At 43.5% G+C, this 17,880-nt stretch carries 13 protein-coding genes; 5 read left to right on the forward strand and 8 right to left on the reverse strand.

Annotated elements, in window-relative coordinates:
- The first annotated feature begins 1,056 nt into the window (after positions 1 to 1,056).
- Positions 1,057 to 2,520, forward strand: a complete 1,464-nt coding sequence (locus tag ACVA53_RS15905) for an allantoin transporter (RefSeq protein ID WP_446505610.1) — start codon at positions 1,057 to 1,059, stop codon at positions 2,518 to 2,520.
- A gap of 55 nt (positions 2,521 to 2,575) precedes the next feature.
- Positions 2,576 to 3,937 (forward strand): allantoinase AllB, encoded by a 1,362-nt coding sequence (gene allB / locus ACVA53_RS15910; protein ID WP_446505611.1) that lies wholly within the window; start codon positions 2,576 to 2,578, stop codon positions 3,935 to 3,937.
- Positions 3,938 to 4,902: 965 nt separating this feature from the next.
- On the opposite strand, the gene ACVA53_RS15915 is transcribed toward allB, so the two are convergent.
- The 4 genes from ACVA53_RS15915 to ACVA53_RS15930 all read right to left on the reverse strand — a co-directional run bounded on the left by ACVA53_RS15915 (position 4,903) and on the right by ACVA53_RS15930 (position 11,397).
- The gene (locus tag ACVA53_RS15915; RefSeq protein ID WP_255043598.1) at positions 4,903 to 6,174 is read right to left on the reverse strand and encodes a dicarboxylate/amino acid:cation symporter; all 1,272 of its coding nucleotides are present in this window, start codon (positions 6,172 to 6,174) and stop codon (positions 4,903 to 4,905) included.
- A 341-nt stretch (positions 6,175 to 6,515) separates the two neighbouring features.
- Complete coding sequence (locus ACVA53_RS15920; RefSeq protein WP_446505612.1) at positions 6,516 to 7,487, reverse strand: LysR substrate-binding domain-containing protein; 972 nt, start codon at positions 7,485 to 7,487, stop codon at positions 6,516 to 6,518.
- 157 nt (positions 7,488 to 7,644) lie between these two features.
- Positions 7,645 to 7,875, reverse strand: a complete 231-nt coding sequence (locus ACVA53_RS15925; RefSeq protein ID WP_446505613.1) for a hypothetical protein — start codon at positions 7,873 to 7,875, stop codon at positions 7,645 to 7,647.
- Between the two features lie 618 nt (positions 7,876 to 8,493).
- Positions 8,494 to 11,397, reverse strand: a complete 2,904-nt coding sequence (locus ACVA53_RS15930; protein WP_446505614.1) for an AMP-binding protein — start codon at positions 11,395 to 11,397, stop codon at positions 8,494 to 8,496.
- Between the two features lie 167 nt (positions 11,398 to 11,564).
- On the opposite strand from ACVA53_RS15930, the gene ACVA53_RS15935 reads away from it, so the two are divergent.
- Both ACVA53_RS15935 and ACVA53_RS15940 read left to right on the forward strand, forming a co-directional pair.
- Positions 11,565 to 11,834, forward strand: a complete 270-nt coding sequence (locus ACVA53_RS15935; protein WP_446505615.1) for a LysR substrate-binding domain-containing protein — start codon at positions 11,565 to 11,567, stop codon at positions 11,832 to 11,834.
- Positions 11,835 to 12,215: 381 nt separating this feature from the next.
- Positions 12,216 to 13,106 (forward strand): amidohydrolase family protein, encoded by an 891-nt coding sequence (locus tag ACVA53_RS15940; protein ID WP_446505616.1) that lies wholly within the window; start codon positions 12,216 to 12,218, stop codon positions 13,104 to 13,106.
- A gap of 48 nt (positions 13,107 to 13,154) precedes the next feature.
- On the opposite strand, the gene ACVA53_RS15945 is transcribed toward ACVA53_RS15940, so the two are convergent.
- From ACVA53_RS15945 to ACVA53_RS15960, 4 genes are all read right to left on the reverse strand, one after another.
- Positions 13,155 to 13,835 (reverse strand): FadR/GntR family transcriptional regulator, encoded by a 681-nt coding sequence (locus ACVA53_RS15945; protein ID WP_446505617.1) that lies wholly within the window; start codon positions 13,833 to 13,835, stop codon positions 13,155 to 13,157.
- Positions 13,836 to 13,987: 152 nt separating this feature from the next.
- Positions 13,988 to 15,040, reverse strand: coding sequence for an L-rhamnose/proton symporter RhaT (locus ACVA53_RS15950; protein WP_446505618.1), 1,053 nt, complete (start codon positions 15,038 to 15,040; stop codon positions 13,988 to 13,990).
- A gap of 28 nt (positions 15,041 to 15,068) precedes the next feature.
- Entirely contained in the window at positions 15,069 to 15,416 is a 348-nt protein-coding gene (locus ACVA53_RS15955; protein WP_446505619.1) for an L-rhamnose mutarotase, read from the reverse strand.
- A 10-nt stretch (positions 15,417 to 15,426) separates the two neighbouring features.
- On the reverse strand, positions 15,427 to 16,497 hold the full coding sequence (locus ACVA53_RS15960) for a Gfo/Idh/MocA family protein (RefSeq protein WP_446505620.1): 1,071 nt from the start codon (positions 16,495 to 16,497) through the stop codon (positions 15,427 to 15,429).
- A gap of 233 nt (positions 16,498 to 16,730) precedes the next feature.
- Between ACVA53_RS15960 and ACVA53_RS15965 the strand changes: the two genes are divergently transcribed.
- On the forward strand, positions 16,731 to 17,876 hold the full coding sequence (locus tag ACVA53_RS15965) for a CaiB/BaiF CoA transferase family protein (protein ID WP_446505621.1): 1,146 nt from the start codon (positions 16,731 to 16,733) through the stop codon (positions 17,874 to 17,876).
- The last annotated feature ends 4 nt before the right edge of the window (positions 17,877 to 17,880 follow it).

Here is a 17,880-nt window from a genome sequence, read left to right on the forward strand (position 1 = left end):
GAGCGTACCACTTTCGGCAGTTGGCTTCCTCTTTTACACCTTCCCATGAGTGTCGCACTTATTATCTGAATTCAGGGTTAGCTGGTTTTTTTGGGTTCATTAAGGATTAGCGGTAATGAACCTCAAAAAATGGTAGTAAGTGATATGGCTTCTTCACCAAATACAACCTACCGTTTTCATATCGTAAAACTCAACCCCTCATCACTGTCACCTTACAACTAAGCTCCACTGTCAAATGTTCGTGCGGATACGAAACTTAAGTTGTGCATGATTATCATTATCTGTGGTGGAATATCAAAGGAGCCATGATTTTGGGCACTCCCGATGTGTTAGCTGTGCAAATTCGAAGCATTAAATGCACTGAATGCAGCATCAAAACAGACTTTATCTCATGGCTAGAGCCTTCGGCCCGTCTCACCAATCGGTTACGAAGCGATATTGAACAATTGCTACCACCTATTCCAATTAGACATATTAGCCAGATAACAGGGGCTTACTGATATACAATAAAATAGATAGACAAACGACTTTTTAATAAGTCGGTTACCAACGTTCCGTGAAAAGAGTTCCGGCCAATAGTTATGGATGAGTTTGGTATATTCAAAGGACATCGTTATGCCACGATAAAAATATTGAAGCTGTTGTTATGGATATTAACACAGCTTTTGACCTAGAAGCACAATTACACTGCCCGAATGTTCGCATCATTTATGATTTAGTTGATGTTGTCGCTTAATTTGACAGATAAGTAAACGCCTTTTCCTGGAAATCAGCGATTAACTTTTTTTGTGTGTTTTTTTGTTTTTTTTATATTTATTCATGATTATATGTGTGTGAATTCATCAATAAATAGTTAAAGAGTTTATTACTTAATAATTATTTGAATAAAGATCTCATTATTAAAACTATAAAAGCATATTATATAATTATGCTCTAATAAACAAAATTAAAATAATATTGTTATTTGTGTGGCTTGTTTCTAATACGAACAGAGATAGCTCGCTGTATAGTTTAGCCAGATAAAATTGATTACTGTCCAATAATAAGGGAAACACAATGAGTGATATAACAAAGGAATTAATTGATGAATATCGAACTAGGGGATATAACAGTGATTTATTACCTAAGCCTACGGAAAAGAGAACATGGCGAGCATTAAATTATTTTACGCTATGGCAGGGATCGGTGCATAACGTACCTAATTATGTCGCTGTTGGTGGTTTTTTTATGCTCGGCCTTAGCACCACCGGTATTATGGCCGCAATATTGTTAAGTGGTGCTGTTATTGCGTTGGCAATGATCCTCAATGGGGCGCCGGGCTCAAAATATGGTGTACCTTTTTCTATGCTTCTCCGGGCTTCATACGGAGTTAAAGGCGCACTATTTCCTGGGGTTTTGCGTGGCGGTATTGCTGCTATTATGTGGTTTGGGTTACAAAATTACGCAGGCTCTATCGCTTTACTGATTATTATTGCCAAGATTTGGCCCGAGTTTCTAGCCATCGGTGGTGATTGGTCTTTGTTCGGTATTTCCGCGCCTGGGCTGATTGCTTTTCTCGTGTTTTGGGTCATCAATATGCTCATTGGCCTTGGTGGAGGCGCTATTCTTAATCGTTTTACCGCTATTCTTAATCCGTGTATCTACCTTGTTTTCGGCGGCATGGCAATTTGGGCGGTATATTTGGTAGGCTTTGAAAGTATATTCGCCTACGTTCCCGCGAAGGTTCAGCAGGGTGAAGCTGGTTTCTTTGAATTTCTTATTGTTATCAATGCAATTGTTGCTGTGTGGGCTGCTCCAGCAGTGAGCGCTTCAGATTTCACTCAAAATGCGCGTAGCTTCCGTGACCAAGCAGTTGGTCAGTTTAGTGGACTAATGGTAGCTTACCTGTTGTTTGCTGTTTCGAGTGTTTGTGTACTGGCTGGCGCCAGTATCCATTTCGAAACGGATACCTGGAACGTTCTAGATATTATCGCTAAATGGGATAGTTTATTCTTGGTTATCTTTGCTGGTACCGTTGTATTGATGACTACAATATCAACCAATGCGACGGGGAATATTATCCCTGCGGGTTACCAACTTGTCGCCGTGTTCCCTCGTCTTACTTATCGCCAAGGGGTTATGATTGCCGGGGTGATCAGCGTAATTATCTGCCCGTGGAAATTGATGGAGAGCCAGGAAAGTATCTTCTTATTCCTTAATACCATCGGAGGTATCCTCGGCCCTGTGATTGGGGTAATGCTTGGTCACTACTTCATTATCATGAAGCAGAGAATAAAATTGGATTCTCTATACGTGTCCGATGATAGTTTTAATTACTACAAAAATGGCGTAAACCTCATTGCGTTCTATGCCACGATCTTTGCCTGCATACTCTCCTTAGGGGGCCAGTATATTCCGTCGTTAAGTGCGTTAAATAGCTTGTCTTGGTTCACCGGTGTCATTGTTGCCTTTGTTACCTATGTTGCCCTGATGAAGTTTGACGAAAAACGCAATCCAGAGCTCTACCTTTCGTTCCGATAATTCGTATTATTTATTTGAAAATAGTTTAAATTAAACCAATAACATGGAGTGAAACATGTCCTACGATAAAATTATTAAAAACGGTACCGTTATTTTAGAAAATGAAGCGATTGAAACTGATGTCGCGATAAAAGATGGTGTTATTGCCGCTATTGGCAGTAATTTGGGAGTGGCATCTGAATACATTGATGCGGTAGGTTTGATCGTTGCGCCAGGCATGGTTGATGGTCATGTCCATATCACCGATCCTGGCGGTCCGCGCAGCGAGTGGGAAGGCTATGAAACGGCAACGAAAGCAGCGGCAAAAGGTGGGGTTACTACCTGTGTTGAAATGCCATTGAATCAGGTGCCTGCCACTATTGACCGTGAAACGTTACATATTAAGTACGAAGCCGGTAAGGGAAGACTTACGGTGGATGTTGCTTCGCTGGGTGGTTTGGTACCGCACAATATTGATCGTTTGCACGAACTGGCTGAAGAAGGCGTAGTGGGTTATAAATGCTTTGTATCTACTTGCGGCAACCCAGATCCGACGTCAGGTGACTTCTGTAACGTAAACAATTACCAATTGTATGAAGGTATGACCGAGCTAGCGCGTTTGGGTAAAATATTGCTGATGCATGCGGAAAATGCAGAGATCTGTGATGGCTTGGGTAAGAAAGCGGTGGCCGAAGGCCGTCTTACAGCTAAGGACTACATCGCCTCTCGCCCGGTCTTCACTGAGGTCGAGGCTGTGCGCCGGGCGATTTACCTTGCGAAGGAAACTGGTTGTAAGCTTCACCTTTGCCATCTAAGCAGCCCTGAAGCGATTGAGGAAGTCACCAAGGCACGCAACGAAGGTCAGGATGTGACGTGTGAGTCGTGCGGCCATTACTTTGCCCTAGATGATGACCAGTTCGAAGAAATCGGTACCAAGGCGAAGTGTTCACCGCCGATCCGTAACAAGGACAATCAGAATCGTATGTGGACTAAGCTTCTGAATGGTGAAATTGATTTTATTACGTCAGATCACTCACCATGCACACCCGATCTAAAAGAAGGTGGAATTTTCGACGCCTGGGGCGGGATCTCTTCACTGCAGAACAGTGTTGATATTATGTTTGACGAAGGGGTTCAAAAGCGTGGCATGACGTTGACTCAATTCGCTAAGCTGATGGCTACCAACCCAGCAGATTTATTTGGTTTAGAGAATAAAGGGCGAATTGCGATTGGTAAAGATGCCGACATCGTCATGATTAAACCGGATTCATCCTATGTACTAACCGCAGATGATCTGGAATACCGTAATAAATTCAGTGCATATGAAGGTCGTAATATTGGCGCACAAGTTGCCAAGACACTGCTGCGAGGTCAGGTTGTCTATGATCTTGAGACGGGGGTTATTAACCCATTCCAGGGTGACTTTGTCACAGTGTAAGCGACGGTTGAAAGAATCATAATAGTAGGGCAGCCATCGGCTGCCTTTTTTTTCGAGCAAAGTCTTTCGTGACTGTATCCTTGTGTAATATAACTTAGTAAACGATTGGTGAGGCGAGCATATGGCTCTAGTCAGGAGGTAGCTTCTGTTTGACTTCTCATTTAGTGCATTTAATTCTTCGAGTTTGCACAGCTAACACAACATGATGACCCAATATCATGGCTCCTTTGATATCCCACCACAAATAATCATGTACAACTTGATTTCCGTATCCGACGAACATTTGGAAGTAGACCTTATACCAACCTACATAAATATTTGATCAGCCTTGCAGGTTAAAATCGCTGTTCGTTACGTTAGATATTTTGTAATTAGAGCCACTAGTTACTGCAACATCTACCTTGATAACAATAATTTTCCCAGTGTAAATACTTGATAAACTACTTATCCTGATTGGTTTTCGTTGTAAGGTGATAGTGATGAGGGATTGAGTTTTACAAGACTTCACGGCCAGAAACCATTTGCAGAAAGAAGATAGGAAAGTATGGTTCGACATGAAAACGGAAGTTTGTATAGGCTGTGTTTGGCATATAGCACATATCATGTGCTACCTTTTTCAGTTCCGCTAATCCACGGTGAACCTTTTTTATTTGCTGGTGATAGTAAGCAATCGCAAGCTTGAAATAAAACTGAATCAGAAAATAACAAAGTCAAACCTAAGGGCAAACCATAACGTTGTTAGCCTTGATATCATTGGATATGGAATAGGTTATCGGTTTATTTTTAGTTAATTAACTTGCTTGATTTTTATATCTAGGAACTTCGATCTATAAGAGAGTAAATATAAGTTTAAATGGTAGGTGTTTATTAGACTGGAAAGGGTTAATAATATGGTTATGGATATAAAAATGCCAGTAAGAATAACTTACTGGCTTAGCGATTTTAATATATTGTCTTAAAACGACTTATACTTGTACATATTCTGCTTTTTTCTCATCGTTATAGACATCGCGGTCAAACTCACCAAGTTTGTCAGAAACAAGCATGCCAATCATGACATCAACAACATTGTTAAGTAGTGTCCTGAACATACCTGAGAACCAGTCAATACCGATAAGAATCGCAACACTTTCCAATGGTAGGCCCATTGAGCTAGCGAGGAAAGTATAAACGATAATCATACCACCAGGTACGACAATGGTGCCCATGCACATCAATACAGACAGCAGGATAGCCATACCCATCTGGAAGGGCTCTAGCACAATACCGGTGGCCTGGCTCATGAAGAAGATAGCCAAGACGTAGCACATTACAGCACCATTGGCATTCATCGACATGGTAATTGGCCCTGTAAAGTCAGCAACTTTACGGCTCACACCAAATTTCGTGACGGAATCTTCCATTTTGGTCGGGAGGCAAATTGCTGAAGAGGTCGTTGTCATTGACATAATGGACAGCTTGGCAAATTTCTTCGGCATTTTAAAAGGGTTTACTTTTGTCAGCATTGCCGTCAACGGACCATACATGAGTAGAAGAATAATGTCGCCGATTGCCAGAGCGCCCAAGAACTTAAGCATAGGGATAATGACTTTAAAGCCGATAGCGCCAGAAACATTGGCCAATAAGCAGAAAATACCAATCGGAGCCAACTTCATTACCATCTTGATGATATTCATAATGACGGCATTAAAACTGACGATAAATTCAGTAATAATTGTATTTCCTGTCGTGCGGGAATATGAACCCATTGCAAGCCCAAAAATGACGGCAAAGACAATACAAGGTATCATGGCGCCACTGGACATGGAGCTAACTATATTGGTCGAAAAGAAGCCGAGTATTGTATCTTTTATGGATGCGTCGGGAGTTGCTACTGCAGCCGCTGCGCCATCAATAATTATGCCTTCGCCGGGCTTAATCGTTAGGGCGAGGAATAACCCGACAAAAGCCGAAACAATAGTCATGGATATTATCCATTTGAAAGTGTGCAGGCTCATTTTTCCTGCACCTTTGCTGTCAACGTTTCCTATTGCTGCGGATACTGCTGTCATTACCAGCAATACAACGGACATCTGGATCAATCGGATGAAGATGTCACCGATGAATTTAATATTTTCAGCCCATGGGCCAACAAATGCTCCAAAGGCTATCCCGCCTGCTGTCGCAATAAGTATCTGATTGGTTAGTGATATTGATAGCTTGGGCTTGGGGTTATTCTCAGCCATACTAATTGACATACTCGTTCCCTCATTTCAGTTTCATTCCTGATATTAAGGCCTACAAATGCTTTAGATCACAATAATAGTGAAAAGCATTACAACTGTATCTGACCTCTTCTATATCGACTCATACAACTTATTTCTATTACGTATCTGGTTGTGATACAGAATAGGGAAAAACGGATAGCTTTTATTTGATGGTGATTCGATAAAGGTGAAATGTTAAATTGTTTTATTAAAAGGAGGGGGATCGTTAGAAATGTTTAAATGTTATTAAGGGGTGGTGTTTTTTTACTTCCATCTTTTTGTTGGTGAGAATATCAAAAAGACGGAAGAATGATATCAGCTTCTATGGTTCATTAATACTCTGGCAAATCAAAGTTTTCAGCAATCTTGACAATCTCATTGTCAGAACAATGGGCAATATCTTCCATTACTTCACGGGTGAGGTGAGGACAGAATAACTCAATGAAATCCAACATGTATTTTTGCAAAAACAAGTTACGGCTGTAGCATAGCCATGCATCACATGCAGGGATAATATCGTTAAGTGGAATACTGACCAAGTTTTCATCGACCACATCTTGGGCGGCAACTTGGGCAATTATACCGATACCGTAACCCAGGTTTACGTACTTCTTAATGACCTCGACGTCCATCACCGTCATGAAGTAATACGGTGTGATCCCTTTTTCCTTGAAGGCTTTATCTTGTGACGATCGCCCGGTTGACCCCGGCTCGTAGCTGATCAGCGGGTAAGCCCCAATTTTCTCGATTGAGATATCGCTGTCATTAGCCAGTGGGTGATCTTTGGGTACGATCAGGCTCAGGTTCCATTTATAAGCCGGCAGTACAATGATGTCTTTTTCCCGCTCGACGTTTTGCGCCAGTATCGAGAAGTCAGATTGGCCACGTTTCAAAATATGACCATATTTGTCGAGTTGCGAAGTGCCAATGTGGAATTTGATTTTTGGGTAGCGCTTAACAAACCGTTCTACCGCTTCAGGAATGAGGTAGCGGGCAATGGTATTGGTGGTGTAAATGTTCAAAAAGCCTTCTTCCGGCTTGATGTGATCGCGAACAATAGTCTTGATGCGGCTCTCTTTTTCTAGCATGTCGATCGCTTCATCGATGATTTGCTTACCGATAGGCGTGACCGTACTGATAGATTTGCCTTTGCGCTCAAAAATTTTGACGCCCAACTCTGATTCAAGCAATCTAATCTGCTTGCTGACGCCCGGCTGGGTGGTAAAGAGGGAATTGGCAGCAACCGAGATATTTAGGTTGTTGTCTATTACCGCCTTGAGGTAACGCAGTTGCTGTAATTTCATTACTCTCTCATTATATTCGCAATATTTTCATACCCTTGATTGTGCCTTAAATTACATAACTTTTATATAACAAGTGGTAATAATATATTCTATTTCCTTTTTGTAATGGGCGGGGGCGCATAAAGAATCCTTTTCGCTTCAACGATGCTTATGGGGCTTAGTTCTCCAGCGCACGGATCATTTCGAAGCGGCGTAGCCCTACCATGACTCTGTTTTCAGCTAGTATGCTGAGGTTACCGATGGCTTGATATTTGATGGTGAGACTGAAGTACGGATTTATACGCGGTTGAATAAAGCAGAACAGGCGGCATTGAAGGAGTTCGTTGCCGCCCTCATCTTTAAGCTCACTGTAATGTGAGCAAGGAAATGGCTGTCTGCGTACAGCCATTTCTTATTTCATCTTTAGTGGCTTCTTGATATCACCCAAGTTGCCTGGCAATCACCGCAGCAGACCTTGGCATCGCTGATGCTCTTGTTAATGATCTGGGTGTTTTCAGAGTCACACTCTGGGCAATGAGTTCGGGTTGGCGGGCAATTAAGTTCAACACAATGATTCTGATTTTCCTTAGCCTTCACCATTGGTTGTTTGCAATCTGGGCACAACATGAATAACACTCCTTATATTTTGAACTGACTTCTTGTCAGCTTTGCTATTATGCGTTTTATTTCTCTATGTCGTGTGGCACAAAATTTGTGCCAATGTGGCAGAAATAAAAGACATGCACTGTAATATCACCGTTGTGAGGGTGTGACCAGCCTGTCGGCTGAATTGTTGGCGGTTTGTTGATCGTTATCATGAATAGACAAAAACAGTGAATAATTTTGCGAACTATTATTCAAATTTGTAATTCATTTTCAGTATTTCTGTCACTATGGCGTCAACTAATTGAATTATTCTGTCTTTTACCCTATATAACGTGAAGTCTGTTGCTAATACTACGGGTCATAGTGGCTTCGACGCGGTTGCTTTTATTTGCGATACCATTACTGGATAAGTCGGTTCAAGCTACCGTGTATTCTCTCTTGCCAAATCAGGTTCGCCACTGTTTTCTAACATGACTTTCCGTGCGGTATTACGTAGTGCCAGTGTGGCCTGCCAATCACTGCCGTTAGGTTTAATCAGTGGGCTGATAATAACGTCGATATCTCCTTTGCGGGGAAAGAGTGATTTATCCCTTAAAATGGAGCGGGTACCTTTGAGTGTGATGGGCAGTATTGGGATCTGCTTTTCGACCGCGATTTGAAATGCACCAAGATGAAAGTCATGCAGGCCAGCCATTCGATATAATGTTCCTTCGGGAAAAATCGTCAGCGGCCTTGGGCTATCGGCAAACGCGGTTAACTGTCGGCTATCGGTGAGGCTTTTTTGGGTGTCGAAACGCTCGACAAAATGGGTGCCCAATTTCTCAAGGAAAGTACGGGCAAAAACATTGCCTTTGAGCTCAGATTTGGCGACAAACTGGTGCTCTTTACCTGTCGCAGCCAACAGCACTAGGCCGTCGAGATAACTGGCATGGTTGACGATAACCAGATATGGCGATCCATCGGTAGGGATATGCTCAATGCCGTCTATTGTCAGATTGGTGCCGGTTAGCTTGATGAGTGAGCGGGCACCCCAGCGGGCAACTGACCAGCAAGCTGATTGTGTCGGTAACAGCGCGACCAGTACCCAAACGGGTGGTGCTAATAATGCCATGATAAGCCACATATAGCAGGCAAAGCCCCAGTCTGCAGCCAATCGCCGGAAGCGGACGAATGCAGGCTTGGCGCTGGACATGAATAAGCGGGTCGCTTGCCACCATACGGCGCGTTGCGGGGCATTGAGTTTGTTTTCCTCAAACAGGGTTTTACATGCCGAGCGACGGATTTTGCCACTGGAGGTTTTGGGTACGGTATGGGGAGGGCAGAGCTCGACTACATCAGTGGGGATCCCTAATAGGTTGAATGACAGGTTTTGTATCTCATCTCTTAGCTGCTGCTTTTTTTGTTCATCTTCAAGTTTGGTTTCGGCCAACACCACCAGTTGCTCGGTGCCTGTTTTGGGATTAGCACTGGCAAATACCGCAATACAGCCTTTGCGGATCCCGTCAAGCTGGCTGACGGCTGACTCTAGCTCTTGTGGATAGATGTTACGGCCTGCCTTGATGATGATGTCCTTGACTCGGCCAGTGAGAAACAGTTCCCCTTCCATCGTTAGGCCGCGGTCACCGGTTCTGAGCCATTCATCGTGGTAGAGCTCGGCGGTTTTGTCTGGGGTGCGATAATAACCCAATGTTGATGAAGGGCCTTTGAATTCCAATTCACCTTCTTGTCGTTCGGGTACTTCTCTCCCTTGGCTATCGACAATGCGTATCTGGTGGCCCGGTAACGGGTGCCCCAATCCGATAAGCGGAATGCTATGATCCAGCAAAGTGTTGATATTTTCCTCTATTTCCGTTTCGCTTCCATCAACGTTGACGGCTTTACCCGAATTCACCACAGCTCTTCCAGAGTTCATCATCGTTTGGCGGTCAACCCATTCAACCCTCGGCGTGCGGGTTTTGAGCGGGAACGTTAATCCGACCGACGATTCCGCAAGTCCATAAACGGGGGTCATCGCTTCAGGGGCAAAACCATGGTCTTGGTAGCGCTGGGTGAATGCTTTCATTGTTGCCGGACTAATGGGCTCTGCACCATTCCAGCAATGCCTGACTGAGGAGAGATCCAAGCCTTCCAAGTCAGCGTCCGCAATCTTGTTAACACACAGCTCGTAGGCAAAGTTGGGGGCTGCAGTTATGGTTCCCCGGTGGTGGTGCAGTGCCCATAACCAACGCTTGGGTTGGGTCAGGAAGTTAAGTGGAGACATGATCACCAAGGGGATCGCATGATAAAGGCTGCCGAACCAGGCGCCAATTAATCCCATGTCATGGTAGACCGGCAACCAACTGACGAATACATCATCAGAGGTCGCGCCGACGGCTTTGCCCATCGCCCGAATATTGGCAAGTAGGTTGGCATGAGTGAGTTTCACCCCCTTGGGAATACCGGTACTGCCGGACGTGTATTGCAAAAAGGCAATGTCATCAGGTTGCGCTTGGCCTATGTGTTGCTGCTCGGATGTGACGGATTCAGCCGACAGGCTTTCAATCTCTTCGGTGGTGACAATATGCTGCAATGCAGGCACATGCAGTTTGAGCAGGGTAGATAACCCTTTGGCTTGTTCGACTGTGATCAGTAATTTGGTTTCGGCATTCTGTAAAATTTTGCTATGCCTGATCAAGTGATCCTCAATTTGCGATGGCCTTGCTGGTGGGTAGATCGGTACCGGGATTGCTCTCGATAATAAAATCCCAAAGAAACAATAAAAATAGGCGTTACAGGTGGGCAGCATGATCGCTACGGTATCACCAGGGCCGATACCGAGATCTTGCAGCCGACAGGCGATGATCTTCGCCTGCTGATAGAGAGTGTGGTAACTAATGGATTCGACATTGTCCGCGTCTTGATATACATACAAATGTGGACGATCACCGTGTTGATCGACATGCCATCGCAGCAGATCTTGCAGTGTCGTTACGTGATCGGGGTAATTGGAGGCTGAAGGCAACTCAATTCTTTCTGCCGAGGATTTTACCGCCGCTGGGTGCTGTTCGGCATTGAAGATAGCATTGAGCAAGTCGCGGGGAGTTTCGATTTCTGCCAGTGTCTGCGTGGGAAGTGAAAGGGCAAACTGCTGTTCGGTGCGTTGGAGCAGTTCGGCTCTGGCTAAGCTGTCGAGGCCCAGATCTTGGTCGAGCTTGCTGTCAAGATGGACGGAATTGCTATCGAAATTGTCTGGGGTGATTTCGTTAGCGAGCTCTTTCACTATGCCAAGTAATGAATGGGCAGCCTGTTTGGGATCGGAGTAGGGAAGGGGATTCTGGCTTTCCATGGGCTACCCTTTTTTGTTGTTATGATGCCTAAAGTGTAGCCAAAATCGGCATTAATGCCGTTAAATGTATGAAAAGTTTGGTGATGTGCACACTCGGTATCGATGTCTGTTAAATGCGAGTCGATCATCGATACCTCATGGTGTCTTAGCGTGCTATTTTACCAATTATGCGTTGCTGGCAACTTGGCCTAGCATGGCCTTATTTTCTTCAAGACATTGAGCATAACTTTGTTCTGACAGGCGAAGGCTTTGCCATAATGCCAAGCTTTGTGATTGAGAATGAGCTGAAATCAGGGCAAACTGCCGGAATACTACCTGAGTTGCATGGTGTTACGGTGTCGCTTTATGCGGTTTACCAGCACAAAGCTCTGATGCCGAAGAAGGTCAGGGCACTGATCGATTATTTAAAGTCGAATCCGCTTTCGTCATCGGTATAAAGAGCCCTTTGTTCAACGAAGATTCTGTTACATTATTGGGTTGTTGGGGCGCTTAATCTATTTTTGAGCTAACTTGTTATTGCCCCTTAATAATCTAGATCAAAAGCTCATTCACATCCTGTTAATCTGTGTTTGCCATACCAATTTCTTATGCCACCAGAGTTCCTACTTATATGGATGCAATACACCAATAATCTTTGGGTGCATTAGTGAGCGGGGAGCAGGTCAGATTCAATTTTATAAACTAAAAATAACGGCTCCTTATCATTTGGTAGTACCAGTTTTATCTGATTATTATCCTTGCAATGCACCTCTCATTATTGATTTTTTATATATGAGATATTTCTTGGTGGTACCAGTTATTTTGTGGGGATGATTTAGATGTTGAAATTAAAGATAGTAGATGCGCATGTCCATTGGTGGGATTTAGATAACCACCTCTATCCTTGGTTAAACGGTGATAACCAAGCAAGAGATCAACAAGAAGCGCAAAGACTAGCCAATAACTATTTACCTGTAGATCTGGATAGTGACGCTAAAAGTTATGAGCTAAGTGGTGCTGTACATATTGAAGCAGGATACGATTCTGCGAAGCCAACATCGGAAACTCGTTGGCTCGATTCTCTTGAGACCAGTTTTCCTTTCGTGATCCTTGGCTCAGCTAATCTGGCTAATGAAAACCTTACTTGTTTGTTGAATGAGCATAAACGCTCTCCTCGTTTTAGGGGAGTGAGGCATATGCTTAACTATGTCGAAGGAAGGCCAGAACTCTGCTGGGCAGACCAAAATTATCTAGATAACCCTCTGTGGAAAGACAATTATCCGCTCCTCGGAAAACATGGATTGATCTTCGAACTTATGTGCTTTGGGCATCAGATGGAAGATTTCGCTAGATTGGCTAATGCTCACCCTGAAATACCCGTTGTTCTTGAACATACAGGTATGCCATCAGCAGATGAAGCAAACCTAGAGCAATGGCGAAATGGTATTAAAGTGCTTTCACAGTGTGAGCATGTTCATTGTAAGTTAGGCGGTCTTGGAACAATGATTCCTGATTGGAATGAAGACATAGCGTTTAATGTTTTTGATTGGGTTTTGGAGTGCTTTGGCCCAGAAAGAATCATGTTTGCGAGCAACTTCCCAACTGACAGTCAATTTACCAGTTACGACTATATGATGGACATTATCATCTCTTGGGCTGAGTCGCGTTTGAGCCATAAGCAACAAGATGCATTTTGGGCTAATAATACACTCACTTTTTATAAGTTCTAATTCCGAAACATGGACAATAAAATAGCGGTTTTAAACGGCCGCTTTTTACTATTCTTCTTCGAAAGGTTTCTTTGACTCTGTAAAGAATCTATCTACCGCTTTCACTACTTGTTCTCGATTCCGAGAGCGGAATGCAGAGATAATATCTTTTCGCAGGCTTATACTGCGCTCTGAACTCCCTTCCTGTACTAGAAGTCTCTCTACTGTTTTTCTGCGCAGAGCAACCATGGTTTCAATAAGGTTGATGAACAATGGATTGCGAGTAGTACGCGCCATCACTTTATCACAATGGTCAAGGGCGTCAGCATAAGCAGTGATATCTTTAGGGTTGATCAGGGTTAGCTGTTCATATGCCTTCTCGATCTTTTCAAAATCTAGTCCATTGCACTGTTCAAAGGCTTTGATATACATTGCCTTTTCCAATATTTCACGTACCTCGAACAATTCGATAAAGGTCGTATGTGGTGGGTGCAGTAGCCAAGACATCACATCACCAGTGACTCGGTCACTGTACTCTTTAACAAAAGAGCCTTGATTGCTACGAATTTCAATGAGGCCAGCGGTTGATAGGCCTCTTAGTGCTTCACGGATACGACCTCTGGAAACACCGTACTGTTCAGCAAGGTCACGTTCGTTAGGAAGTTTATCTTTTGGATGATACTTCTTGTTGATAATCTGCTCTGCAATATCTTGGATGATTTCATCAGCTGCAGTTAGTTTTTTTTCCATACTGATCAGACTCTAATTCATAATTTGTTAAATTCTAACAGAAAATAGCATTGGTATTAATGTCTTCTAATACCAATGCTATCTTGAATATTCGACGGCTTTGCCGTCGACTCTAGTCAACGCTTTGCATTGTAGAGCTTTATCTCTAAACCTTACATAGTCACAAAATTACCATATGCGACGATTAGAACTGAGAAGGTTAATACAGCCAGGCCATTGTATAGGTTGCGCTTCACAGGCTTTGGTGAGGATTTCCATTCTTTGAAATAGATACCCCAAATTTGAGCAAAGATAATCAGCATAATCATGTGGATGGCCCATGATGCTACTGAGAAGTCTTCCATAAAGTGCTCAGCGATACCGTAGAAGAAAAACTGGAAGTACCAAGCTGCGCCACCAACAATCGCAAGGATATAGTTACGTCTTAGTGCCTTATTTTCTTTGTCGAAGAACTGTGTAAAGTTGTTTTGGCGACGAATCAAGAAGTAGCAGATTATCAAGTTTGAAATCAATGCACCACTATTAGCCAATACAAAGATAACGTTCACTCGTAGCAGTGGGTTTGCCCCCATATCAACAGCTTGTGCTGCCATTGGCTCGCCAGCATGCAACGCAAATCCATAACAAGCCGATAGAAAGCCAGCACCTAGAGCAACAAATATACCTTTAACGATCTTGCTGTTTTTAGCTGATGTTGCGTCTCCTGATTGTTGATTCTCATGCAGTTCACGTCCGTAACCAGCTTTACCCACCAGGAACATACCTACGATTGCGATCAATAGTGCCGAGAAAATATAGACACCTTGTGTGGTGTATAGAAGTTTGTGAAGTTGCTCACCACCCATTACTAGTGGCGGGATAATGGTTCCTACAGTCGCACTGAAGCCGATGGAGATTGCGTAGGTCATTGAAAAACCAAGCATTCTACATGCTAATCCAAAACCGTATCCGCCGAAGCCATAGATGAAACCAAGTCCAACTGTCAGCAATATAGTCTTGGTGTCGGCCATAGCGATAATCATGCGAACTTCAGGTATTGTAAGGCTAGCAACAATAATTGGAAGGAAGAATAAGGAAACTAGAGCAAAGCCAACCCAGTAGACATCCCATTGCCAACCTTTTACAAATTTACCCGGTACAATACTACTTGCCGATGATGCGGCACCGATAGCATGTAATGCTATCCCAGTTAATGCTGTAATCATAACAAAATCTCTATTCTAAGTTATTGGATTATTCTTGGAAAAATACACTTTTCATACCTGCCCACCATTCACCTTCTTCTCTATCCTTGAAGGGGATATGCATTGGCTTACATTTATCCCACCATTTAATGACGGTCTTGTTCTCTGACATGCGCTTCATGTCAGCTTCAAAATCTTTCCCCCAATATTCCACGTAACTAAATAGGTAGTCTTTTCCGTCTGGTAGCTTGCGCAGGAAGATACTGTAGTTACGAAGATTACTGTCACTGTTCTGAGCCAGTACTTCAGGCCAGGTATCCGTATGCAGTCGACAGTACTCGTCAATGCACTCTGGTCGAATCTCTACGACTGAGCCTAATCGCTGAGGTTGATTCATAACTTGCTCCTTAGATTTCTTCTAGATAAACGGGACGATTTTCGTTGATTGATTTGACCGCAGCTTCCACCATTCGGATAGTGTCGATTCCATCTTCAATGGAGTTATTGGCTTGGGTATCTTTGTCGATAGCTAGCATTAGCTCACCCATAGTTCCCATAAATGCGTGTGGGAACCAACGACCTTCTAGTTTTGGTTTGTGCCAGATCTTTTCTTCGCAATTTAAGAAGGCAATTTCATCTTCTTTACCGTGGGGGTAGTTATGCAGAGCACCATTGGTGGCATTTATAACGCCTTTACTGCCTTCGACTCTGAAGCCAGCTTTCCAATCTTCCATTGGGTATCGATTGTCATGATTGACATCAACTTGGGCTTTGAGTCTATTGCCAAAGTCTAGGAAAGAGTAATCTTTGATATGGTCTTCCCCAATCCCTCGTTCAAAACCTGAGGTGGCTTGGGTATAGATGAAAGTAGGTGTTTTATCGAGTAAGTAACGCAGGGTGTCGAAATAATGAATGGTGTGACCCCACATATTGTAGTTTGGAGTGTTGTGCCAAAAGGTCCATTCTTCCCATGGTTGTCTGACATTCACATCGATACTTAGGTGGCTCAACTCGCCTAATTCACCTCGCTGAATCAAATCCCTCGCTGCATTGACAGACGGTGAGTAGCGCATCTGATGATTAACCGCACCTTTGAGGTTGCACTCTTTAAGCATGATGTCCATCAACCTTGCTTGAGCGACATCCAAGGCTAATGGTTTTTGGCAAAGCACGTGCTTTGAGTGGATGCAGGCCAACTCTACTATGCTCGGAGTCACCTCAGCAGGCGTTGCGATATCTATTATGTCGACACAATCCAAAGCCGCTAACTCTGCTGAGGTTTTGCAAACATTTGGTATACAAAACTCCTCAGCGAGCCTTTTCGCTTTCTCATGATCAAGGTCCGAAATGGCTGTTACTTCAAAGTTAGCCATTCTGTACGCCGGCAAATGGCAGTACTTCACGATTTCACCAGCACCAACGATACCTATCTTCTGTTTTGCCTCAATAGGGTAGCGAGGCTTGTAATTCATCTTCATTAGAGAATCCTTTCTGTTATTGGTGGTACCAGTTATACATTCACCTCTTGTTTTAGTTAAGCTTCTTACTCGTTTTTTGTGAGGTGTATTAGGTTGTGAAAATGATTTTTGACTCAAGCTTCTGTTTTTAATTGGTTTTTTTGTTTGGTTTGTTTTTTTGATTTAGAACGGTTGTTTATTTGTTTGATTTTGGTTTATGGTAGTACCAGGAGATTCAATTGAGGATGTGAAAGATGAATTTGCCCCTGAAAGGAATGTTAGTGTTGGACTTTAGTCAGTTTTTGGCTGGTCCCTCTGCAGCGCTTCGTCTTGCTGACTTAGGCGCACGAGTAATCAAGATAGAGCGACCAAATGTGGGAGATCTGTGCCGAAAGCTCACCATCTCTAATCTGAAAATTGATAAGGAGAGCGTGGTATTTCAAACCATAAATCGAAACAAGGAGAGTTATACCGCAGATCTTAAGAATGAAGCTGACAAACAACAGGTAATCAGTCTGATTAAGCAAGCCGATGTAATGATCCAAAACTTTCGTCCTGGAATCATTGAACGTTTAGGTTTGGACTATCAGTCAGTCAAAGAGCTTAATCCTCGGATTGTTTATGGCTCAGTCTCTGGTTATGGAACTCAAGGGCCGTGGGTGGATAAGCCTGGCCAAGATCTATTGGTGCAATCGATGAGTGGACTGGTTCATCTCAATGGTAATGCGACAGATGCTCCTATGCCATTTGGCCTAGCTATCGCTGACATGATTACAGGTGCACACTTAGTTCAAGGGATACTCGCATGCTTAGTACGCCGTGGTGTTACCAGCAAAGGTGGTCATGCAGAAGTAAGCTTGCTCGAGTCAACTTTAGACTTTCAATTTGAAGTGCTTACTACTCACTTGAATGATGGTGGCAAACTGCCGCAAAGAAGCAGCATCAATAACGCGCACGCTTATTTAGGCGCGCCATATGGGATCTACAAAACTAAAGATGGTTTCCTTGCATTAGCCATGGGCTCAGTGGTTGAGCTTGGTGATCTCCTTCAATGTCACCCTCTAACTGAATATAACAACGAAGATGACTGGTTCGATAAACGAGATGAAATCAAAAGCATCCTGGTTTCACATCTAGCGAGTGGTTCGACTCAAGTTTGGTTGGATAAATTAGAGCCAGCAGATTATTGGTGCGCGGATGTAATGACTTGGGAGCGTTTGCTGAAACATGAGGGTTTCACTTGCTTAGAGATGATTCAAACCGTGCAACATCCAAGTGGCTCTGAAGTAAATACCACTCGCTGTCCTATCTCTATTGATGGCTCTCGACTCTACAGCGAAAAAGCGGCACCGAGACTGGGTGAAGATACCGCGCGCATTCAAGACGAATACCAGTTATAAGGTT

The sequence above is a fragment of the Photobacterium sp. DNB23_23_1 genome, assembly GCF_052873815.1.